20 protein-coding genes and 1 pseudogene are annotated in these 21,595 nt (G+C 70.2%); 10 read left to right on the top strand and 11 right to left on the bottom strand.

Features of this window, described 5'->3' with window-relative positions; all coding sequences use genetic code 11:
• Nucleotides 1–549 precede the first annotated feature (549 nt).
• The 3 genes from ACIBG6_RS05980 to ACIBG6_RS05970 all read left to right on the top strand — a co-directional run bounded on the left by ACIBG6_RS05980 (nt 550) and on the right by ACIBG6_RS05970 (nt 2,522).
• Nucleotides 550–957 carry a hypothetical protein gene (locus ACIBG6_RS05980; protein ID WP_399221327.1) on the top strand — a complete coding sequence of 136 codons (408 nt, stop codon included), beginning with the start codon at nt 550–552 and terminating at the stop codon, nt 955–957.
• A 289-nt stretch (nt 958–1,246) separates the two neighbouring features.
• On the top strand, nt 1,247–1,729 hold the full coding sequence (locus tag ACIBG6_RS05975; protein ID WP_399221942.1) for a hypothetical protein: 483 nt from the start codon (nt 1,247–1,249) through the stop codon (nt 1,727–1,729).
• A gap of 253 nt (nt 1,730–1,982) precedes the next feature.
• Nucleotides 1,983–2,522 (top strand): hypothetical protein, encoded by a 540-nt coding sequence (locus tag ACIBG6_RS05970; protein ID WP_399221326.1) that lies wholly within the window; start codon nt 1,983–1,985, stop codon nt 2,520–2,522.
• A gap of 258 nt (nt 2,523–2,780) precedes the next feature.
• On the opposite strand, the gene ACIBG6_RS05965 is transcribed toward ACIBG6_RS05970, so the two are convergent.
• Nucleotides 2,781–3,161, bottom strand: a complete 381-nt coding sequence (locus ACIBG6_RS05965) for a hypothetical protein (RefSeq protein ID WP_399221325.1) — start codon at nt 3,159–3,161, stop codon at nt 2,781–2,783.
• Nucleotides 3,162–3,432: 271 nt separating this feature from the next.
• Nucleotides 3,433–4,332 (bottom strand): squalene/phytoene synthase family protein, encoded by a 900-nt coding sequence (locus tag ACIBG6_RS05960; protein ID WP_399221324.1) that lies wholly within the window; start codon nt 4,330–4,332, stop codon nt 3,433–3,435.
• Nucleotides 4,333–4,426: 94 nt separating this feature from the next.
• Between ACIBG6_RS05960 and ACIBG6_RS05955 the strand changes: the two genes are divergently transcribed.
• The 3 genes from ACIBG6_RS05955 (at nt 4,427) to ACIBG6_RS05945 (ending at nt 6,506) form a co-directional block, all read left to right on the top strand.
• Nucleotides 4,427–5,038, top strand: coding sequence for a hypothetical protein (locus ACIBG6_RS05955; protein ID WP_399221323.1), 612 nt, complete (start codon nt 4,427–4,429; stop codon nt 5,036–5,038).
• A complete protein-coding gene (locus ACIBG6_RS05950) occupies nt 5,035–6,024 on the top strand; it encodes a nucleotidyl transferase AbiEii/AbiGii toxin family protein (protein ID WP_399221322.1) in 990 nt (329 codons plus the stop codon). Before ACIBG6_RS05955 ends, ACIBG6_RS05950 begins: the two co-directional genes overlap by 4 nt.
• Nucleotides 6,025–6,101: 77 nt before the next feature.
• Nucleotides 6,102–6,506: a hypothetical protein gene (locus ACIBG6_RS05945; protein WP_399221321.1), complete on the top strand. Its 405-nt coding sequence runs from the start codon at nt 6,102–6,104 to the stop codon at nt 6,504–6,506.
• Here the strand turns inward: ACIBG6_RS05945 and ACIBG6_RS05940 are convergent.
• From ACIBG6_RS05940 to ACIBG6_RS05915, 6 genes and pseudogenes are all read right to left on the bottom strand, one after another.
• Nucleotides 6,471–7,305, bottom strand: a pseudogene (locus tag ACIBG6_RS05940) (IS5 family transposase). The gene ACIBG6_RS05945 and the pseudogene ACIBG6_RS05940 overlap by 36 nt on opposite strands.
• Before the next feature lie 96 nt (nt 7,306–7,401).
• Nucleotides 7,402–7,698 (bottom strand): hypothetical protein, encoded by a 297-nt coding sequence (locus ACIBG6_RS05935; RefSeq protein ID WP_399221320.1) that lies wholly within the window; start codon nt 7,696–7,698, stop codon nt 7,402–7,404.
• A 211-nt stretch (nt 7,699–7,909) separates the two neighbouring features.
• Nucleotides 7,910–9,139, bottom strand: coding sequence for an aromatic acid exporter family protein (locus ACIBG6_RS05930; RefSeq protein WP_399221319.1), 1,230 nt, complete (start codon nt 9,137–9,139; stop codon nt 7,910–7,912).
• 398 nt (nt 9,140–9,537) lie between these two features.
• Nucleotides 9,538–12,618, bottom strand: a complete 3,081-nt coding sequence (locus ACIBG6_RS05925) for a hypothetical protein (protein WP_399221318.1) — start codon at nt 12,616–12,618, stop codon at nt 9,538–9,540.
• Complete coding sequence (locus ACIBG6_RS05920; protein ID WP_399221317.1) at nt 12,619–14,481, bottom strand: HSP90 family protein; 1,863 nt, start codon at nt 14,479–14,481, stop codon at nt 12,619–12,621.
• A 134-nt stretch (nt 14,482–14,615) separates the two neighbouring features.
• Entirely contained in the window at nt 14,616–15,593 is a 978-nt protein-coding gene (locus tag ACIBG6_RS05915; RefSeq protein ID WP_399221316.1) for a hypothetical protein, read from the bottom strand.
• A 414-nt stretch (nt 15,594–16,007) separates the two neighbouring features.
• On the opposite strand from ACIBG6_RS05915, the gene ACIBG6_RS05910 reads away from it, so the two are divergent.
• The gene (locus ACIBG6_RS05910) at nt 16,008–16,496 is read left to right on the top strand and encodes a hypothetical protein (RefSeq protein WP_399221315.1); all 489 of its coding nucleotides are present in this window, start codon (nt 16,008–16,010) and stop codon (nt 16,494–16,496) included.
• A gap of 382 nt (nt 16,497–16,878) precedes the next feature.
• Entirely contained in the window at nt 16,879–17,424 is a 546-nt protein-coding gene (locus ACIBG6_RS05905) for a hypothetical protein (protein ID WP_399221314.1), read from the top strand.
• Between the two features lie 7 nt (nt 17,425–17,431).
• Here ACIBG6_RS05905 and ACIBG6_RS05900 read toward each other — a convergent pair whose 3' ends face one another.
• Nucleotides 17,432–17,902 carry a hypothetical protein gene (locus ACIBG6_RS05900; RefSeq protein ID WP_399221313.1) on the bottom strand — a complete coding sequence of 157 codons (471 nt, stop codon included), beginning with the start codon at nt 17,900–17,902 and terminating at the stop codon, nt 17,432–17,434.
• 306 nt (nt 17,903–18,208) lie between these two features.
• Between ACIBG6_RS05900 and ACIBG6_RS05895 the strand changes: the two genes are divergently transcribed.
• Complete coding sequence (locus ACIBG6_RS05895; protein WP_399221312.1) at nt 18,209–18,865, top strand: hypothetical protein; 657 nt, start codon at nt 18,209–18,211, stop codon at nt 18,863–18,865.
• Between the two features lie 120 nt (nt 18,866–18,985).
• Nucleotides 18,986–19,441: a tyrosine-type recombinase/integrase gene (locus tag ACIBG6_RS05890; protein WP_399221311.1), complete on the top strand. Its 456-nt coding sequence runs from the start codon at nt 18,986–18,988 to the stop codon at nt 19,439–19,441.
• Between the two features lie 285 nt (nt 19,442–19,726).
• Here ACIBG6_RS05890 and ACIBG6_RS05885 read toward each other — a convergent pair whose 3' ends face one another.
• Complete coding sequence (locus ACIBG6_RS05885) at nt 19,727–20,215, bottom strand: hypothetical protein (protein WP_399221310.1); 489 nt, start codon at nt 20,213–20,215, stop codon at nt 19,727–19,729.
• Between the two features lie 2 nt (nt 20,216–20,217).
• Nucleotides 20,218–21,153, bottom strand: coding sequence for a DUF6192 family protein (locus ACIBG6_RS05880; RefSeq protein ID WP_399221309.1), 936 nt, complete (start codon nt 21,151–21,153; stop codon nt 20,218–20,220).
• Nucleotides 21,154–21,595 lie beyond the last annotated feature (442 nt).

Below are 21,595 nucleotides of genomic sequence, written 5' to 3'. Positions count from 1 at the left end.
ACTCGGCTCCGCGGGCAAAAGATGGCCGAGGCAGCCTGGTCGGCGTGCATATGGGGAAAGGGCTATGAACCGGTGGACCGCCGACAAGAGGTTCCGCGAAACGGTCGCCAAGAACATCGTCACCGTCCTGACCGACCACGGAATCAAGGCCCCTACCTGCCCTACATCGCAGACCCGCCGCTGGAAGCTCCGCCGCCCGCAGCGCGCTGACCACACATCGCGCCCTGCCCGTCCGGGCAGCACCGTCCATTCTTCGCCGTCCGTCGCGCTCCGACTCCTCCGGGTGGGCGGACGGATGGACCGATCCAGAAGCCCCGGCGAATGGGAGAGCCTGCGCACGGGCCACTTGGAGCGCAGGAAGTACGTACAGAAGGTCCTCACGGGCGTGACCTCCTGACGCCGGGAACAGCGGGGCGCCGTGTGCGTGCGAACGGCCCGCCGTTTCGACGAGAGACTTCTCTGCATGACACTGCGCCGCCGTCTGCCGGGCCTCCGCCCTCGCCCTCAAGGCCGTCCACAGCTCGCGCTCCAGAAGGCTTACACCGCGACGTGACCAACACCCACCGCGCCGACGTGAAGCAGCTCCGGGAGCGCACCGAGGAGTTGCGCAGCGCCACTCAGGGCAATCCTGACACCCAGGCCTACCGGCGGTGCCCGGACTGCGTCCGCACGGTGAACCGCCGCCGCGAGGCCGGTGACGACACGTTCGTACCGGCCCCTGGCGCCCAGTACGTGTCTCCGACCTCGGCCAGCCAGGACGTACTGTCCCGCCTGGCCGCCGCGGAACTGGCCGCGGCGTCCGCGCGACAGAACATCGTCGGCATCCGCGCCCTGGAGGAAGCCGGGATCACCGGCGAGCCCCTGGCCCTGCTGCGGAAGAATGCCGTGATGTTCCTGGAGCTGGCCGGCGACGCTCTGGCTGCGGGCGAGAACGACGCCGAGGAGACGTCCCGATGAGCAACCAGTCCGAGGAGTGGAAGACGCTCCAGATCCACCGGTCCAGCGACGTGCCTGCGGCGATCCTCGCCCTCACCGAGCGCGGCGACGACGAGGGGCGGACGGCGCTGTGAGCACCGCCGCGCGTCCTTGGGGGTCCTCTGCGCTTCGGTTTCGCCGCCGCAGGCGCTCGTCGCCATCACCCGCACCTGTCAGGTCCGGCCCCGGGATGTACTGCTCCGCCCCACCCCGTCCGGAGGCCATCTTCGTATTCCCCGCACGGGTCCTTACACGTGCCCCGTTGGCTCTGCTGATTCTCGCCCTGACCGGCTGCTCTTCCCTCTTGTGCACCGACACGACGGCGGAGCGCGGTGAGGCCGGTGTCAGGGTGCAGGTCGTGGACACGTCCGGGCGGCCTCTCGGTGTTACCACCGAGGTCGTCGACTGGCGCCTCGAGCCCCACCCGCAGGTGCCCTCCGAAGGTGACCGGGTCCACTTCCACTACCGCTTCGACGGCGCCGACGAGAGATCCGGCCCTGCGGTGGACGCCTGCGCGGTCGACAAGGAGCGCGTGGCGTTGGGGTGTCAGACGGTCTACTCGTCCCAGGCGTTCGGGCGGGACGGTGCCTTCACGGGTGACGACTGGCTTGTCGTCGAGCATCCTGAGCAGGTTGCCGCAGTGCTGTTGATACCCAATGACCAGTCCTATGTCGGACGAAGCTGCGAGCAGGACATCAAGGACGGTGGCGGGCCGCATCCTCCGCAACCAGCCCGCACGGGGGACCAGCTGTAAGGAGGTCCAGGCGGTTGAGTGCGAGGCACGGGTCTGCCGGCTCCCCGTGTTCGCGCTGTCCGGTGGTCTGGTCGGGCGCCCATCGCTCCCCGGCTCGACCTTGCTGCGGCCGCACACGAGATCGGCCACGCCCTGGGCCTGTGACAGAAGGCGAACAGACTACGACACAGTCATCAAGACGCAGATCCAGGACCCGCCATCATCGGCCCATGGGCCGTCGACAAGGCCAACTACCGCAGAAATTGGGGCTGACATGGTCAAGCACATCTGGATCGCGGCCTCCGCGGCCGCGGCCCTCGGGCTCTCCGGGACGGCGTACTACGTTCTGGCCTCCGACGGCACACAGACGACCTCCGCCGTATGCGTGCCGCCGACGAGCAAGCGCGAGTACGTCGCCGCGTACGCGTCCACGGTCGTCATCGGCATGATCACCGGCCCCACTCGCTACGTCCCCGACGCCTCCGACCCGAATGCGGGCGTCGCCGTCAGCGCCCTGCACGTCGAGAAGACCCTCAAGGGAACGGCCTCCGGCACCCTGGCCGTCGCCCAGTCCGTCGTCCGGAGCAGCGCCGGAACGTTCGCGACCCGTGAACAGCTCTTCGAGCCCCTCACCGAGACCGGCCGATACGCCGTCGCCGTCCTCGACACCACCCAGGAGGGCGGCCGGTGGGTGTGGGGTGCGGAAGCCGCCGCAGTCCCTGCCGACGACGACCGGTGGGCCACTGCCGTCTCCAACGCGCACCTGCCGGAAACCACCTGCGACGACACCGTCGTTACCCCCGCCGCGCCCTGACATCCCGTTCGCGGGACGGGCGAAGACCGAGAGGTCGGCGCGCGCGGTGACCAGTGGCGTCGTACGGTTGCGTCAACGCCCCCATGGGTGTGCCCCGGGTGGCCCCACGTACTTCGCACGGCGCGGGGCCACCGCCTCTTCCGGCTTGCTGCCGACGCGAACAGGGAACCCCCTCTGAGACGTAGAAGCCGACGTTGGAGGAGGCTTCGTGTCGCTACCGGGGGTCTATTCCGAGGCGCGGATGCATGGAGCGGCCTGTCAGGCCGGCCGGCTGAGCCGGCCGTCCACGATGGCCGGTAGAGACGTGGGCATCTCGTCGGTGACCCAGGCGAACTCCAGGGCTGCGAGCGTGGCTCCCCGGTCCGTCCATACGAGGATCTCGCCGACGTAGGAGCCGGACGGGTCATGGACGTGCGCGTCTACGGGTACGAGCTCTTTCGGCAGTGCTGCATGCTCGCAAGGTTCCCTGACCTGCAGGTCGACGCTCACGGAGTCGGGCCCCCAGACAGCGATCACCTCAGTACGGTCCAGCTGACTCCGCAGTTGCGACGCGCCGACGAACTCCGCCGACAGGACGTGTTCAAGCACTGCGCGCTCGTCGGCGTTGAGCGGGCGCGGGTCGATGGAAAGAGAAGCCATGCGCTCATTCTGAGGTGACAGGGTCGGCATCATGATCGTTCGTGGGTGGGATCTGTCGCAGCAGCTCGTGTCGGTGATCTATGGGCAATGGTCGAGCCGGTATGCCGTCCCTGCGCCGTACTCGGGATGGCCCCTGGCCCGCCGTGCGACGAGATCCGCAATCGAGGCTGCTGCGCACCGCAATTCGCTGCTGACGCTTTCTCTTTCGCTGCACTGGCGGACCACGGTCGGTCGCGAGACAGTCAGACGGCGACCAATCGTGAGGCAGTGCCTAGGATCCGACCCGCCGGGCCCGTGCCGTGATCTCCCGCAACAGCAGTACGGCAGCCGCCGACGCCGGGGGACCGGAGCTCCGCGTCGCCAGAGACGCGCCCGCGCGGCGTACCGCGTCGAGGCGGAGGCGCTGGACGCCGACGAGGGCCCGTAGGAAGGGCTGGTACGAAGGGTCCACCGTGCTAGGGAGAGGTGCGGTCGCCGCGAGGTCGCCGGCGGCCTGGTCCGCCTGCTCCTCCACGAGCCGGCCCAACGCCGCGCCGGGCCGGGTGAGGTCCGCACCGTGACGCAGCACCGCGTCAGCGGGGACACCCGGCCGGCCCGCGCGCACGTCCTCTGACAGGTCCTCCAGGAAGTCGATGCGCTGCATGGCACGAATGAGCCGGTGGCAGCCATCCGTGAACGCCACCCGCGCCGACGCGTCCGCCGGCGCGAGGAGACAGGCCGTGAGCATCAGCGCGGGCAGAGAGTACTCCCGCACGTACTGCTCCAGTTCCTCATCGTCCGCGATGCTCCGCCAAGCGACCTCGCGCTCGCAGCCCCGCAGGAACTCGTCCACGTAGACGCGCACGTCCGGGTGGCGCTCGGCGGTGCGCACCACGCAACGCAGCACGGGCAGCACGGAGTCACCGTCGGCAAAGGCCTTCCGCACGAGCCCGTCCCACTCCACGAGCGCGGTCGCCCGCTCGTCCGGCGCCCCACGGTCGATCCGGTCGTCGGTGTCGTGCATGAAAGCGACGGCGGCCACGACATGCGGCAACAGCGCGGCGGGGAGCAACAGCCGCGCGGCCGCGTACTCGGCCGTCGCGAACCTCCGCACCACCCGCCGCTGCTCCGCGTAGTCCCGCCGCAACTGTGACTCCCTGACCCCTGCCCGGTCGAGGGCTCCCTTCCACATGCCGATCTCCTTGTCGTCGTCGGCAGCGAGCCTACGGGCCCCAGGCCGGAAACCCGGATGAGCCCCGGACATCCTCTCTGTCAGACTCGCTGCGGTGTACGAGAGGTTCGAAATGTACGAGGTCGACGACGTCTACGAGACGCATGTGACGGTCCGGTGCCGGACCGAGGGGGAGCGGGCCCGACTCGGCGCGTGGGCGGCGGAGCGGGGCCTGAAGGTCACCACCATCGTCCTCGCACGCGGCCGGACGCCGGTCCAGCCGATGCTGACCCTGCCCGACCGGACCGGTCACCCGGCGGTCGTGGCCGGGTTGCGGGAGGCCGGCTTCGAGCCGGTGCGGGTCAAGGTCGAGACGGTGCCGTGGAGTGCGGAGCCCGCGGGCCCCGGCGGGGGCTACTACGAGCACCACCTCAAGCTGACGCTGCCCGCCGCGTACGACCGGGCCGAGCTGGAGGCCCTCGTCATGCCATACGGCGCCCACGTCTCGTGGAACGCCCGCCGGGCGCTGCCGGGCCCAGGCGGGCAGCATGAACGTTTCGTGACCCAGCGGCACCCGGGGCCCGCGGACGCGGCGGGACGCGCCTGCGACGTGCTCGTCGCCGCGCTGATCGCCGCCGGGCACAATCTGGTCGCGCAGGAGCGGGAGTTCGTACTCTCCGACAGCGACCTGTCGCTGGACGAGGGCTGGCTGGAGGAGACCATATGAACGAGAACGCGTGGACACCGTCGATCCCCGACGGACCGGGCACCGGCGCGGAGCCCCACACCGACTACCTGCGCCGCAGGGATGAACTTCCGCACACCCTGACCGCCGGCATCGGTGACGCGGCGCTCCGGCACCGGGTCTTCGACCCGGCCCTCAAACACTTCGACGAGGCCTACCGCCCCGGTGACGGCGTCATCGAAGACCCGCAGCTGCGGGCCCACTGGCAGACGGCCCGACGCGCCGCCCTGGAACTCGTTCTCGCGGCCATCGCCGGCTCACCATGGGCCGACTCCCTCGTGCTGCGCGGCAGCATGCTGATGTCCGCCTGGTTCGGCGAGTCCGCCCGCGCCCCGAAGGACATCGACTTCGTCGTCGTCCCCGAGACCTGGCGCATCGAGGAACCGCGTACCCGCACGATGCTCGACGGCATCGCCGAGGCTGCGCAGCGCCTTGCCGAGGAGAGCGGCCATGACCTGTCGATCTCCGCGGCCGGCGCCGTCTCCGAGCACATCTGGACGTACGAAAGGGTGCCCGGCCACCGACTGGTCCTGCCGTGGACGGCCCCCGCACTGCCGGGCGGCCAAGTCCAGCTCGACTTCGTCTTCCAGGAACGCCTCCCGACCCCACCCCTCCCCACCGAGATCGCCGGCGTCCGCCTGCCGGCCGCGGACCGGGAACTCTCCTTGGCCTGGAAACTCATGTGGCTCGTCAGCGACTCGTACCCGCAGGCCAAAGACCTGTACGACGCAGTCCTCCTCGCCGAGAACTGCACCCTGCCAGTCGCCCTCCTGGAGACGGTGCTGCGCGAGGCGGACGAGTGGCCCGGCCACCCGAACGAGCCCCTGAACCTCGGCATGTTCGAGAACGCCATCCGGGAGGTCGACTGGACGGACTTCGACGACACCCACCCGGACACCAAGGCCGCGAGGCAGGACCTCGGCACCCGCCTACTGGCAGCCCTCACACCGACGCTCGCGACGCCCTGACGCCCTAAGAACTCCTAACGGAATGACTTGTTGGGGTCGGTTCCTCGTCGTGGGGTGCTGTCGGGCAGCATGGGGCGATGGACTTCGATCAGCCGCTGCCTCGCGAGGTGAAAGTCATCGATTCGGCCTCGCTGTTCAGGCTGGCGGAGCGGGCGTGTGACCTCAGCTTGAATTCGCGGCTGGACCCGGGGTGGGTGCGGGCAAATGCGGCACCCGATGGCACCCACTACCTGTGGCCGGCCCTGTGGAACAGCCTGTCCCACCGCCCGGTTGTTCCACGCCAGCTGCGATGCGAGCTGTTGATCACTCTGAGTGCGGGAGACCGTGTGGTGAGCTGGCTGGACGTGCTTCCCGACGACTTCACCCCGCTGCCGAGGGTGACCTCACGCGAAGAAGGCATGCAGGTCAGCCAGCTCCTTGACCGTGCTCCTTCGGTCAGGGAATGGCTACTGCGGGAGGGTGAGGGCTCGGGTCGGCTGTGACAGGCGCCGCCAGCAGATGAGTGCGCATCCGAGGGTGAGGAAGGCTTCGTGGATGTCGTCGCGGATCTCCCAATGGATCCGCAGTCGGCGGAACCAGTGCAGGTGGGCCAAGGCGCGCTCGACAACCCAGCGTTGGGTGCCGAGTCCGGAGCCGTGTTCGGTGCCGCGTCGCGCGATCAGTGGCTTCACTCCGAGCGCGCGGACGAGGCGGCGGTACTTGTCGTGGTCGTAGCCGCGGTCACCGAGCACGGCATCGGGCCGTCGCCGTGGCCGGCCGCGCTTGCCCCGCACGGGCGGCACTGCCTGGAGCAGTGGGATGAGCTGGGTGACGTCGTTGCGGTTGCCGCCGGTCAGGGTGGCGGCGAGCGGGATGCCGGTGGCGTCGGTGATCAAGTGATGCTTGCTGCCCGTCCTGCCCCGGTCGGCAGGGCTTCGTCCCGTCCTGGGGCCCCCTTTAGCGCCCGGATGTGGGAGCCGTCGACCGCCGCCCGGGAGAAGTCCAGGGCGTCCGCGCTGCGGAGCTTGGCCAAGAGCGCTTGATGGAGCCGGGGCCACACTCCGGCCTCGGTCCACTCGGCCAGGCGCCGCCAGCACGTCATGCCCGAACCGAAGCCGAGCTCCTGCGGCAGGTGTTCCCAAGCCATCCCGGTATGCAGCACGAACAGAATGCTCTGGAACACCAGCCGGTCCGGATGCCGCTTCCGCCCCGGATACCGGGCCGGCGCTCCACCTTCGGCAGCAGCGGCTCGATCACCGCCCACAACTCATCTTCGACCTCCCGCGGCTTCGGCCGAGCCACCCCGCACCCCCGATCAACGCTCCCGGGGCGATCCAACCACCTCGAAGATCATTTTGTTAGGAGTTCTAATGCCCTAACCAGGGCCTGTCATCCGGATCAGGCCCTGGGGCGGAGGCGGGCGCGGAGCAGCCGGCCACCCTTCACGGCGTACACGACAGCCAAGAGCGCGAAGCCGACGAGACCGATCCAGAACAAGGACTCCGCCACCACGAGCATCAGCACCACGCCGCCGAAGAGCAGCAGAGAGCCGACGGTCTCCACCAGGTCGAGACGCGCCTCGGAGCGCACCACAGGATCGGCTCCGCCCATCCGGCGAATAACGGGAACAAGACCAAGAGCCTGCAGGACGACCAGGCCAAGAGCGATCCAGACGAACCAGTCGGGTATGTCCACGGCGGGCACTGTACCGCCCGCCCCCTACCGCTACCGATCTTCGAGATGAACCGAAGGAGACGCCCCACCCCATCCCGACGGGTGCGGCACGTCCCGCCCGCACAGGCCACACCCGTCACCGGGGCCGCGGTGATGTCGAGGCCGCTGCTCTCCTAGGCCGGCCGGCCCCAGACGTTGCAGACGATGGTGACCTCGAGACCGTCGAGCGCGGTCATCCGTCGGCGCGGGTGGGCCGGCGCGTGTCCCACCGGTCACGGAAGGCGAGACGACGTCGACGGTCACTGCGCTCGCGGACCCGCCGGTCCAGTTCCTCCATCAGCCGGTGGCCCCGGTGCTCGGGGTCGAGTTCGTCGAGGATCCGGTCGACCTCGGTGAGCAGTGCCCCGTACAGCTGCCAGCTGCGGGGGTCGGCGAGGGCGAGGGCGAGGAGCCGGTCGGCGGCGCGGTCCCTGCATGTCCTGGCCGCCCGCAGCTCGGCCGCAAGCCGGGTCTCCGCGGCCTCGGCGCCCTCGCTGCCCCGCGTGGTGACCAGGACGGCGAAGCTGACGAGGGCGTCGGCGGTGTACTGGGCGGTCTCCCGGATGGCCAGGGCGGCCCCCTCGGGCAGCAGCTGGTGCCCGCCACGATGTTTCGCCAGGTCGGTGAGGGTGCGGGCGAGGACTCGCAGGACGACGGCGCAGATTTCCAGGGTGTCGAGGCCGGTACGCAACACGACCCGGTGCAGGAGGCCCTCCTTGACACGGGGGTTGAACCGCAGACTGTCCTCGGCGGTGCGCAGAGCCCCGTCGACGTCGCCGACGTCGTTGTCGAGGCGGCGGGCCTCGTGGAGCCGGGTGGCGGCCTGCTCGACAGGGGGTGCGCCGGTGAACTCGTCCGCCACGTCGAGGAGCAGCAGCCGCATCCGTCGGGCGAGGCCCTCGATGGAGTCGCCTGCGGTGTCGACCCAGACCGGCGGGGCGAGAAGCAGGTTGAAGAGCATGCCGACGACAGCGCCGATGAGGGTCTCCAGGACGCGGTCCCAGGCGGTGTCGGAGACCTGGGTGACGCCGAGGACGAGCATGGCGCTGATGGCGACCTCGGGGATGAACTCCTCGACCCTGACGAGCCGGCCGACGAGCAGCGAGGCGAGGATCACGAGGGCGAGGCTCCACCAGGAGAGTCCGACGACGGCGCTGAACGCGATGGCGATGAGGACGCCGACGACGACCGAGGTCACCCGGCGCAGGCTGGTGGTCACGGTGGAGTAGAGCGTGACCTGGACGACGAGGAGAGCGGTGAGGGGCGCGGTGAGGGGAACCGGCTCCCTGCTGAGCCGGAGGGCGACGACGTAGCTGAGGGTGGCAGCCGCCGTGGACCGTACGGTCTGGACGACGAAGGGGTCGCGCCGGAGGCGCGCCAGCAGCCCGTCGCCCCGGTCGTGCCGTCCTTTGCCGCGTGCCACGCCCCACCTCGTCCCGTCGCCGCCCCGCAAGGCCCGTCTGGACGACCGCCTGCCCGGCCGGCCCCAGACTCATGCGCGGGTACGCCCGGGCGGACGAGGGATCACCCCCGCTTCGGGGACAGGCAGCTCCGAAAGGGACTGCATTGATACACCGGTGGCCGTGGCTGGCCCGGCAGCTTCAGCCTGTGCCCTGATCAGGCAGCGGCTGGCGAATCCCGAGAGACGATGCGCCGGGCCTCTCACCCGCACACGACGACGGAACACGTCTCGGCGTCGACGCGTTTGTCGTTCCCCCGGGGCGCCTTCACCTCGACCACACCGGCGCCGCGGTGGTCACCTGGGCCCCGCGACGGCCGCCGACGCGCACATGCCCCGACGGCCCTGCGGGCGTTCCGTCCCTACTGCCGCGTCACGTACTCCTCACGCAGCGCGTCCAGGATCTCGGCGGCCTCCGTGAGGTCCGCCTTGCGGCAGCGCGACGCCGCCGTCGTGAGGCGGGCGACGGCCTCCTTGAAGTGGCCCAGGCCGTTGCCCTCGACGAGGGCCGCGAATCTGACCGCCTCCGCGCGTGGTATCTCGCCCCGCTGCCCGCCCTGTTCGTGCGCGGCGACGGCGGCCTCCGCCTCCGTCAGGGCCTCCGGGAAGCGTTCCGCCTCGGCGAGGACACGGGCCCGGCGGTAGTGGATCTCGCCGCTCTCGTACCAGGAGTGGAAGCCCTCGGCGCCGTCCGGGACCGCGGCGACGACCGCGTCGGCGTCCGCCAGGTGCCGCAGCGCCGCGTCCACGCCGTCCTCCTCCCGCGCGGACACGGTGAGGCGGGCGAACTCGCGCATCATGTGGATGATCAGCGGAGGGTGCGGCGCCTCGACGTGCGCGGCGACCGCCCGTTCGTACGCCGTGCCCGCCGCCTCCCAGCGGTCGGCCATCGCCAGCGTCGTCGCCGCCTCCGCGGCCACCAGGGTATGGATCGTGCGGTCGTCCTCCCAGGCCGCGACGGTGTCGGCGAGACGCAGGAACTCCTCCGCCGAGGCGAGGAACTCCTCCAGCTCCCGCAACCCGCGCGCCAGGGTGAGCCGGGCCTGGGCGACAAGGCGTTCGTCGAGCGACGAGGCCGTCTCGTCGGTGAGGACGGACTCCAGTACGGCGACGGCGTCCGCTTGCTGTCCCGTGTTCGCGAGGACGTCGGCGAGCTGGAGACGTACCTGGGCGGCCTCGTCGTGCGTCCCGTCCTGGTCGAACCGCGCGGCCGCCTCGGAGAGGTGACGCACGGCGCCGGCGGAGTCCCCGACGTGCGAGGACGCGTGGCCGAGCAGTGCGTACGTCGGGGCCAGCGGGAAGTCCGCATCGTCGTACCGCACCGCGTCGGAGATCGCCCGGTGCAGCAGCTCCGTGGCCTCCGCCGGCGCCTGCTCGGCGAGGAGGATCTGGGCGAGCAGCGCGCGCGGGCGCGAACCGCGCCAGGGCCGCCCGGAGGCGTCGACGTCCTCCAGGGCCGCGCGCAGCTCCGACGTGGCCAGGACCGTGTCGCCGCGCTGAGCGGCGATGTCGGCGACGAACTGGCGTGCGTTGGCCACGTGGTGGCGCACGGACAGGCGCTCCGCCTCGGACCGCAACCTCTGGGCCGACTCCTCGAACCGCTCCCGCACCGCGTCCGGGGCCTCCGGCAGGTGCCGCTGGAGGTCCTGGTAGGCGGCGAAGAGAGAGGAGTACAGCACGGTCAGGTACTCCAGCGCGCGCTCCGACGCCAGGTCGGCGCAGGCGACGGCCTCGGCCTCGCCCAGGGGCTGCGGCTCGCCGGTGAAGGGAGCCTCGGTGCTGAGCCGCTCCGCCTCGCGCAGGCAGGCGTCGAGCGAGCCCCGGACGGCGTCCGCCGTCGTGGACGCCAACGCACTGACGCCGTCCGTGTCCGTGCCCACCCGCGGGTCTTCGCCGTCCGCCTGGTCGTCGTCCCCTGCTGTACGGCCCAGATCCGCGGCGGCATCGGGCGTGGTCGCCCAGGCGAGTGCACGCGTCCGCGTGGAGAGCGCCTGCCACGGCATCGTGAGCCGCTCGAACAGGCCGGCGGCCAGCTCCAGCTCGGCGATGCTCTCCGCGTGACGGCCCTCCTGCAGGAGCAGGTAGGCGCGCTGCTCGGCCAGCTCCGCCCGCAACAGGTCCTCCGGGCCGAGCCGGTCGTCGTGCGCGGTGCCACCGTCGGCCACACGCTCGGCGATGCGGGTCCAGAGGCGGGTGTCCCCGGGGTGTCCGAGGCGCGCCATCCGGCGTGCCTCGGTCACCAGGGAGGAGAAGTCGTCGGGAACCTCCGGACCGGCCGTGGCTGCCGCGCCGAGTGACCCGGCCGCCCCCGCGCCCGCCGCTGCGGGGGAGCGGGTGGCGGACGACCTGAGCCCGAGCGTCAGCGGCTCGTCGAGCAGGGGGCGGCGCGCGAGACGTGAGCGGCGGCGGTCCCCGACGGTCGTGGTGCCGTTGCGCGCGTCGAAAGCGGCGGAGAGGCGGTCCGCCTCAGGGCGTACGTGGGCGGAGAGTGCGCCCGCCGTCCAGTTCCGTCCGGGCGGGCCGGCGACGGGCGTGTCCCCGTGGCCGTCCTCGACGAGGCGGGCGAGCAGCACCTCGACACCGGTGAGGAACTCCAGATGGGCCAGCGGCGCGCCCGTCGCCTCGAAGAGGGGGCGGTTCTCCGCAAGGATCTCCAGGCCGCGGCCCTCGTTGCGCGAAAGGGCGCAGAACTCCAGGTGCAGACCGACCTCCTCCTGCATACCGGTCTGGCCGCGGACCCGTCGGTAACCGGTGAGATGGTGCGAGCGGGCCTCGTCGGTACGCCCGAGGCGCAACAGCGGCAGCAACGCGCGCGCCTGGCTCACCTGCGGTTCCTCGGTACAGGCCTGGGCCCCGTCGAAGACCGGCCGCCAGGTGTCCAGCGCGCCGGCGTCGTCGCCCGCCACCACCTGGTGCCACGCGAAGTGCCGGGTCTCGCAGGCCTCGCAGTCGCTCAGCTCGGTTCGCGGCCGGGTGGCCCACAGGTCGTACGCGTCGTCGACACCGATGCCGGTGTGGTGCGCCACGTGGTAGCGCATCGCCGCCACCGGCTGCATGCCGTGCTCGGCCGCCTCGTACCGGCCGCGCATCTGCTCGATCCAGCTCCGGACGGAGGCCAGCGGCATCTCGGGCACCTGCAGGAGGGACGTCGTCACCCACTTGAAGCGCCAGAAGACCTGGTGGGCCTCCCACTGGCTGAACGACTCGGGGGCGGTGTCCCACAGCTTGACCAGCCGGGCGAAGACCACCGGCGACTTGCGGTGCTCGCCGGTGAACTCGTACGCCGACATCAGCTCCAACAGGGCCGTGACCAGGACGTCGGGCTTGTCGAAGGGCTCGGCGGCCTCGACGAGCTCCTCGGCGGTCACGGTACGCGGCAGGCCGTGGGGGCGCTCGTTGTTCTCGCGGAGCGCCTCCACGACGGCCTCGGGCGTGTCCAGCATCTACAGTTCCTTCCGGGGCTCGGAGCCGGGTGCCGCCGTGCCGGTCTGGTGCATGGCGTGGGTGAGCAGGCCGATGAAGGCCCGGTTGAGCAGGGCGCTCTCGCTCGCCCTCAGCGGGCGGCGGCTGAGCAGCAGCGCCTGGCCGTAGAGGGCCTCGGCGGCCGTGACGGCGAGTCCCCGCTCGGTGATCGTGATCGCCTGACGGACCAGCGGGTTGAGGTGGTTCAGGACGAGCTGGGCGCGCGGGGTCTCGTGCCGCAGGGAGCCGAGGATGTCGGCCCAGAGGCCGTCGCTCTCGGCGGCGAGGCTCGAGCGGGTCCGCTCGTGGCGCGCGTCCCTGTTGTCGAGGAGGAGCGCGGGGGCGGTGACCGGCTGGAAGTCCCGCAGGATCACGTCGCAGTCGTGGACGCCGATCGTCTCGCGGGCGGTGGACAGGAAGGCCGCGGCCCGGAGTTCGGCGGTCGGGTCGACGGCGTCGAGGTGGGCGGTGACGGTGGCGGGGTCGAGGTCCGTGACGGACGTGCCCGGACGGATCTCGGGGAGCCGGTGCACAAGGTCGCGGTCGTAGGTGTAACCGCCGTTGACCACGCCCAGGCCCGCGGCCGCGGCGATCGGGGCGACCTGGCGGAACTCCTCGACGCTCCGGGTGACGAGCAGCGTCCGGTGCGTGCGGGCGAACTCCTCCAGCGTGACGTTGCCGTCGGTGGTCTCGAACGGCAGCCACGGCAGCACGATCCGCAGCAGCTCGTCGTCGTAACGGGCGAGCGCCTTCACCGCCAGGTGGTGGGTGTCGATGAAGCGGTGCAGCAGCGCCGGGTCGCTGGCGGCGAGCCCGGTGAGCCAGTCGCGGATCCGCTCGCCCAGGGCGTCCCGTACGGCGGACAGGGTGCCGTCCTCGTACAGTGCCTCCCGGGATGCCGTCGGCCGCAGACTGGTGGTGTCGACCACGCAGCGCACGAAGAAGGCCCACTCCGGCAGCAGTTCGGGCGCTTGGTCGGTGAGCAGCATCCCCTTGAGGTGCACCCGGTGCCCCGCGCGCTGCGCCGGGCTCACGGCCGTGGGCAGGACGTAGGCGACGCCGCGCAGACCGGCCGCGGGAAGGTCCAGCTCGATCGTGTCGAGCGGGGTGAAGTCGAAGAGAGCGCGGCAGTAGGCGGTGTCGGCCTCGCGCCGGGCCAGCGGGGAGCGGTGGTTCCGCTCCCATGGCGGTGCCTCGTTGACCTGGCGGCTCTCGCCGCGCGGCCCGACGACGGTGACCTCGTGCCGCAGGAGACCGCCGTAGTGCCGGGCCAGGGCGACGACCTGCTCCGGGCTCGTCCACTCGGCGTTGTCGGCGCGCGGGGTGAGCCGCACGGTCGTCCCCGGCTCGGGCACGGCCGACGCGGGCACGGTCTGGATCGTGTACCGGCCGTCGGAGTGGCCGCGCCACTCGACCGCGGGGGCGGAGGGGTCCGTCGCGGACCGGCTGATCACCGTGATCTCGTCGGCGACGACGAAGCAGGCGAGCAGGCCGATGCCGAACTGGCCGATGAAGTCCCCGCGGGCGGCGTCGAGCCCGGCCCCGTCGAGGGCGCCGTCGGCGGTCCGCTTGGAGCTGCGCCCGATCGTGGCGAGGAAGCGGTGGACGTCGGCCTCGGTCAGGCCGATGCCGGTGTCCGTGACGGTGAGGGTGTCACCGGTGCGCACGGTGATGGCCGCGGGCGCGCCGGGATCGACCGCCTGGCGGGCGGTGATGGCGTCCACGGCGTTCTGCAGGAGCTCGCGCAGGTAGACGCGGGGGCTCGAGTAGAGGTGGTGGGAGAGCAGGTCGACGAGGCCGCGGAGGTCGACCTGGAAGGTGTGTGCGGATGACGAGTGGGACACCTGGCGGAGTCTTTCGGTGGGCGCGCCGACGCCACGAGGGCGGCGCGGCGACAGTGCGGGCGGGAGCGGGAGGTCGCGTGGCGACGGAAACGGAGGGAGGGGTACGTGGGCTTGCCACCCGTGCTCTGGACGCGTCAGCGTCCGGCTGCCGAGCGCTGCTTCCGGTACGCCGCCGCGGGGTCGGATCCGTCCAGGTAGTACCAGGGGGACTCGGTGACACGCCCCTCGGTAGCACGGAAGCATTCCCGAGCGGCGTTCCGGTCCCCGGTGAGGGAGAAGGCCATGGCGAAGGTGTTGAGCACCTGGAGCCAGCCGCCCTCGCGGACGAAGTCCGGGTGTCGGAAGGAGTGGTCGGCGGCCTTGTGGAGGGAGGCCGTCACCTCGGGACGGCTCATGTACGCGGCGTCCGGCCCCGAGTCGAGGGAGAGCCACTGCTCGATGTGGGCGACCGCGACGAGCTGTCCGAGCAGGGTGCCCCCGGGGGCGCCGAACGTAGACGCGCGCGCGAAGGCGTGCATCTCCTCGTGCGAGCCGCCCCACTTGTCGCAGACCTGCTGCAACTGCTGCTGGTGCGCCTGAAGGTGGTGCGGGTCCCGTCGTACCGTCGCCTCGAACCTGCGCCGCGCCGTGACCTGACCCACCTGAAGCCCTCGGCCGGTCACCTGGAGGCCGTACCAGGGGGAGACCCACAGCGGCTCGCGCTCGGCCGCCTCGTACAGCCAAGTCTCGGCCGTGCGCAGGCGCGCGTGGAAGAGATCGAACTGCTCGCGCGAGACCTGGGAGGCGCGGGCGCTGGTGCGGGCCTCCCAACCCCAACGGATGTGGCGGATCCCCGCCACGAGCCGGGGGAGCGCTGCCTCCGGCTCCGCTTCGAGGACCGGCGAGATCCACCGCTCTACCCCGGCGGTGTCGCCGACGGCCCACAGGAGCTCGACCCGGTCCTCGCTCTCGGGACGCGCTTCGAGCACCTCGCGCACCGCGGTCCAGTTCCCGGCCGCGGCGGCCTCCCGTACGCGACCGACCGCGGGATCGCCGGAGTCCTTCTGCACCCGAGGGCTGGGCCGACCGGCCCATTTCCCCAGCGTGAGCCCCCAGTCACCGAGCAACGCCATGTCCCCACCCCTTGCATGTTCGAACGGGGAGGCCAGTGATCACCCTCCCGTGGAGGTAGTGACTATCACGCGCGACCGACAATCGCACATCTGTTTCTTCGCCCGACTGGACAGGGACCCTGATGCCGACGCCCTCGGCCGGAAGCGGGCCTTGGTCACGAGTGGCGAGGCGGTCGGCCGTCCTGCGATGAGAGCTTGACGGCCGTGGCGGCAGTGATCGCATCGGATAGACCCGCATACCCACGTGCGCGAACTGCCGCCCGGATTCTGACCGCTGCTCCTCGGCTGAGAGCCGAAGGGGTCACGGTCCGTCGCGACGACCCGTTCGGGGACTTCGGCCCGCTGGAGGGCCGGTCAGACCAAGGCTCGAAAGGGGACGGTCCGCTCTCGCGGTCGGACGCTACGGTGGTGGACATGGATCCTGTGGTGGCGTTCGGCGGCGATGCGCTCTTCCTTCACGCTCAGCCCTGGGATGTCGTGTTCGACGCTCTGTGGGTGTCGCACAGCGAGTTCTGGCTGGTCGCCGGCGACGGTCCGGGCGCTGACATCGTGAGCGCCATCCCTGAGGGCGACTCCGTGAAGGGCAACGGAGAGGCAGTCGGCATCCCTGCGCAGGGTTCTGCTTCACGTATCGCCGTGGTGCTTTCGGTCTGGGAGGATCCTGCACCCGATGGACGAGGCACACTGCTCGGCACGTCTCGCATCACGGCGTCGACTCGAGAGCTTTCCCTTGTCAACGTGGAGGGTAAGGAGCCCGGCCCCGTCCTGGTGCTGCCCGACGAGGGCGAGCACGAGGTGAGGGTTTGGCGGTGCCCGGCAGGGCAAGCCAGTGATCCCGAGCGATACGACATCCGAGTCTGGCCGTGCCCACGTGTGGACGAGGGAGCACGGCCCGAGAACTAGACCTTGGTGGTTCAGACGTCCCTGGCCACCAAAGGGCACCCGATGCTTCGACCACGTGGCCGCTCGCTCGACGCGCGCCATGGGGTGAACGGCCTGGCTGCGGCTGAGGAGTACACGGACCTGGAGATGTGCAAGGTCCGCGCGCCCTGGGGAGCCTCGGGATCGCCAGGGCGTCTGCGGGCCCGGTGCTCTCCGCCGAGGTCGAGTTCCCGTAGTGCCAGGGCCCGCCGTTACCGCGCGTGGAGGGTCGGCAGCTGGAGGCGGGTCGCTGTTCTCGCCGAAGCCGTCGCCGGTGGCCGGGGGATTGCTCCGTCGGTGCCCCGTGGCACACTCCTTCCTTGATCGCGGAGGTGCGCGGCCCCGTGACCTGGGAGGGACGACTGTGCACAGGACGAAGTGGGCCGCCGTGGCGATAGCGGTCATCGCGCTCGGAGCCGCAGGCTGCGGCGGCGCTGGTGACACCGGGGTGGCCGCCAAGACGGCGCCGCCGTCACCCCGGCCCCAGGGCACCGGGCCGCTATCGAAGGAGGTCATACGCTCGGACCTCGACACCTCGGTCGCGGACGCGGGTGTCCCGGCGAACGCACCTAAGTACGCCCGCACGTTCGACGACGCTCCGGTCGGCTCGAAGCAATCGTGCAGCGTCGCTTTCAAGGGCTTCGGCACCGAGACCACCCCGGTCGACCTCGCCCGCTACGAGGCGTTGGTGGGCGAGCTGCGCGAGCGCGGCTGGCGGCAGTCCGGGGACCGGAAGGAGCGCAAGGACGTGGACGGGGCGATCGGAGAGGTGCAGGCGGTCCTCAAGCAACGCGGCTGGACCATCGTCACGGACTACGCCAGCATCCCGGAGGAGGGCGTGATCACCCTGATGGCCTTCGAGGACGCGTGCATGAAGAAGCACGGCTACGGCACCGGTCCGGTCAGCTGACCGGACCTCACCACCAGGCCGACCGGCGCGGGACGAGCCCGCTTTCTTCGCGGCCGCCTTCGCTGCAGCGCTCGCGGGCCTCGGCGACAACGGGGTCGCGTCGTGCTGGGCTACGAGTACAGTTGCCCCCAAAGGTCGGCCTGAGTGCGAGCCACTTCGGCGTCGTACTGACTCGCGTCGAAGTGGAGCTCCGGCCGTGGGGGTAGGGCATCTCGGTGTGCGCCGCCCACGGAACCTCGATCTTTCCCGTCCCAAGGACAGTGCCCTCGCCATCCGTCACGCGGACTTCCAGCCCGAGCTGCGTCCTGGCGTTCGACGGCGGCGTGCACGGGGCGTTGAGCTCGGCGCCGGCGCCCTTGTCGGGCAGCATGACGTCGATCCCGCCACTGATCGCAAGCATCACGGGGGAGGGAGTCGCGGTCTGCGGTGCGTCGTTCGTGCCGTCTGTCGTGCTCGTGCAACCCACCAGACCGACCATGCTCAGAACCCCGACACAGGACCACAGCGTTCTCACACGTGCTACCCCATACATCCTGCGGACAGACCGTCCACCGCAGGTAGCGTGCACCCTGCAGACGGCGGGTTCTGCTCCCGGCGTGGGGCTTCCACCGGCAGAACTGTCATCCGCCCGCCGTTGCTCGTGGCGCGAGCCGTCGTGGGTTCGAGTCCCACCCGCCCCACCACAGCAGAAACGTCGTGACCAGCTAAAACGCTGGTTTCACGCTAGCGCCGGCAAGGCTTTCGCCACACGGTCGCCACACCGACACGCCGTACGATCCCTCATATGGCTTCAATCAAGACCTACCGGCGGCAGTCCGGAGACCCCTCCTACACCGTCGTGTGGCGGGCCGGAGGCTCGCGCACGGGCGCCTGGTGCCGCGAGACCTTCGACGGCGAGACGCAGGCGGAACGTTTCCGCGACCTGGTCAATGGTCACGGACAGCAATGGCCGCCGGGGTGGGTCAAGGGCGAGGGCTTCGTCGAGACCAGCGAGCCGTCGGCGCCAGACGCGGAGAAGTTCAAGGTCTACGCCCACGCCTATGTCGGGCTCCTGACCGACATAGGCGAGCACACCAAGACCAACTACACGAGGTTCATCGACAACCACATGATCCCGTGGCTCGGAGAGCTGTCCGTCTCCGACCGAGGGGACAAGCTCACCCGCGATCACATCAGCCGGTGGATCCTGGACCTCCAGGACGGGAGGCCGGGCCCCCTTCAGCCTCCGGGCACGGAGCGCCGCAAGTACGCGGCGAAGACGATCGCCAACCTCCACGGCCTGCTCTACAGCATCCTCCAGTCCGCCGTGGACGCCGACCCGTCTCTACGTGACTCGAACCCCTGTGCACACCAAGCTGCCCAAGGGGAACGACACGGAGGACGACGAGGTCTTCCTGGAGCCCGAGGAGTACGCCCTCCTGCGCGAGCACGTACGGGCTGACGCTGTCGACATTATCGACGCGCTGGTAAGCACCGGCCTCCGGTGGGGCGAGGTGACCGCACTGCAACCCCGGGACTTCACCTTGGTCTCCAAGCGGCCAACGCTCCGCGTGCAGCGCGCTTGGAAGCGGGGGGCGAGGGCGGGACGTTCCTCGGCGCCCTCAAGACCAAGAAATCGCGTCGAACCCTCGTGCTCACCCCAGAGCAGGTGCAGCTGTTCCAGCGGCTCTGCCAAGGGAAGAAGCCGACCGACCTGGTGTTCACCGCCCCGGAGGGCGGGGCCTGGCACTCCGGCGTGTTCCACGCGCACCGCTGGAAGCCCGCCCTGAATGGAGCCAACGCCGCCGGCCTTACCAAGCGCCCGCGCATCCACGACCTGCGTCACACCCACGCTTCCTGGCTCATCGCAAGCAAGGTCCCGCTGCCCGTGATCCAGGCCCGCCTCGGCCACGAGTCGATCACGACGACCGTCGACCGGTACGGACACCTCCTGGAGTCCTCGGACGACGAGGTCGTGGCAGCCGTTACGTGGGCCATGGGCGCTGCGATCCCGCAGGACCTCGCCAAGGTGGCTTGAAGGTCCTCTAGGGCCGCCAGGAGGCCGGACATCCTTCGGGGCGTCCGGCCTCCTGCCGCTTTCGACCTCGCTCGCACACGCGGACCAGACCGCATTCCAGGCCGGGGGCTGATTCCGCAGCCGAGGCCGGTGGTCGTGGAGCCGGTCACCAGCGTTGCCATCGGACTCTGATGCTCGATGGGACAGGCGTGGCTTGCTGATGGGTCTGGGTGCAGCGATCCTCGAACTGGCGAGGTGGGTCCACCCTGGATGTGGGCCCACCTCGTCCTGCGGCTGACTGGGCGGTCAGGCCTTCCGGCCCCTGGACGTTGCCGGAGATCTCTTCGCGGGGGTCGTTGCCGCGACCCTTGCCGCCGCCGTCTTCGGGGAGAAGCCAGCGGCCTTGAGGATGTCCATCGCGTCGAAGATGGACTGCAACTGCTTGGTAAGCAGCGTCACCGTGAGAAGTTCCTGCGCTTCTGGCGGCAGTTCTTTCAGCGAGCACTTGTAGATGCGCACAGCCTGCCTGTACAGGGACTGCATGCGCTCGGCGGCATAGGCCGTGCACTTGTCCGCGTCAAGGGTGACCATGTAATGGCCGCGGTACCGAACGAAGCTCTTCTGCTCGGCTCCACACTTGGCGTCTCGGATCCAGCTCTTGCCACGCTCGAACTGACCCCTGGTGTTCCGGCCGATGGCCCGCTCAGGGGGAAGGCCGTCCTCCCCAGCCTTCTCCACCCGGTTCCAGATGTCCTCTCCGCTGTCGTGCGCCGCCTGGCGGCGCGTGGTCGTCATAACTACTCGCCTTCTTCGTCCTCCATCAGGCGCGCAAGCGCCTTCTCCATGTCGGTTCTTCCGGTCTTGATGGCGGTCTCGCACCAGTCGAGCAGCATGCGCGCCTTGTGCACGTTGTCGAGGACCGCCTGCTTGGTTTCCTCGGTGTAGTCCTGGGTGTGGACCTCGGGAATGATCCGCTGGAGCGAGACGAAGAACGAGGCGAAGGCCCCGAGCAACCGCAGGATCTCCATCGGGGCCTCGGTGTACCGGACGCCGAGGGGAGCGGCTTCGTCCTCGAACTCCTCCTCCACCTCTGCCGCGTCATCCGCCGAGGCCAGCTCGGCTTCGGCTTCCGCTGCCTCGTCGACCCGGCTCCAGTGCTCGTACTGTGCCTCACGCATCAGGTGTCGGGCGTGCTGATCGGATGCGAGGCGGGCCCGAACGTCCGGGCGTCCGAGCATCTCGGTAACCGCCTTGGCCGCATCTTCATCCGTGTGAAGCAGGCGCCGGGTATGGGCGAGACGCTCTTCCTGGTTGGTTGGCGTCCCGACGGCGCGGTTCGCGACTTTCTGGGCTTCGTTCACCGTCCAGTGGTACTCCTCGGTGAACGGGTCGTAGGGGTCCTTGCGGATCAAGACGTACCGGCTACGGACGTAGGCCAAGGTTGCATGCACTGTGAAGCTCACATCTGTCCGGCGCTTCTCTTCCGGCCACTGCCGCGCGACGTCGTAGTAGCCGCGCAGAGTCTCCGGATTGGCACCGATCTGATGCGCCAGGATCTTGATCACCTGGTTCACCTCGCCGTGTCCGCGGCTATGCCCATCGAGAGCGCCAATGACGAGGTCGCCGAGAGACCATTGGATCCCGGACTTCTGACTCATCAGTTTCCGCCCACGGCGGACGATCTTCTCCCACTCGGCCTTCGCGTACCCGGTAGGAACAGTCAGGGTCGTCACGAGGAGCCTCCTCGCATACGGACGCAGGTCATACATGCCTACAGCTGATGATATGGCCAATTTGTGACTTTTTGGAGGATGATTTCTCGGCTGTAGATGGATGCAGCGCTGTCCCAGCTTCTGTGTCGCGCGGGGGGGGACTACCCACCGAAACCATCCCTCCGACTACTCCGACGAAGAGTGCGCCTTGCTTGTCACTCGGGGCCGTATCTTGGTAGCGCTGCGCAATGAAGCCCAGCGAGAGTTTGGCCTGCGCGCACTGGACGTGTTCGCCGCTGACGGGCCCGACGTCCTCCGGCGCTTCGCGGGAGTTCTCGGCGTGATGCCCGATGCTCTGATGAGGTACGCGAAGTCCATCTCGTAGTTATCCGTCGCCGCAGCCGGGAGGTCTGCCAGGCGGCTGCCGGGGTCGCGTCGGCGGGCGATCCACTCGGCGCGGTTC

The sequence above is a fragment of the Streptomyces sp. NPDC050842 genome, from assembly GCF_044456565.1.
Taxonomy (GTDB): domain Bacteria; phylum Actinomycetota; class Actinomycetes; order Streptomycetales; family Streptomycetaceae; genus Streptomyces.
This window is presented reverse-complemented; position numbering and strand designations above follow the sequence as displayed.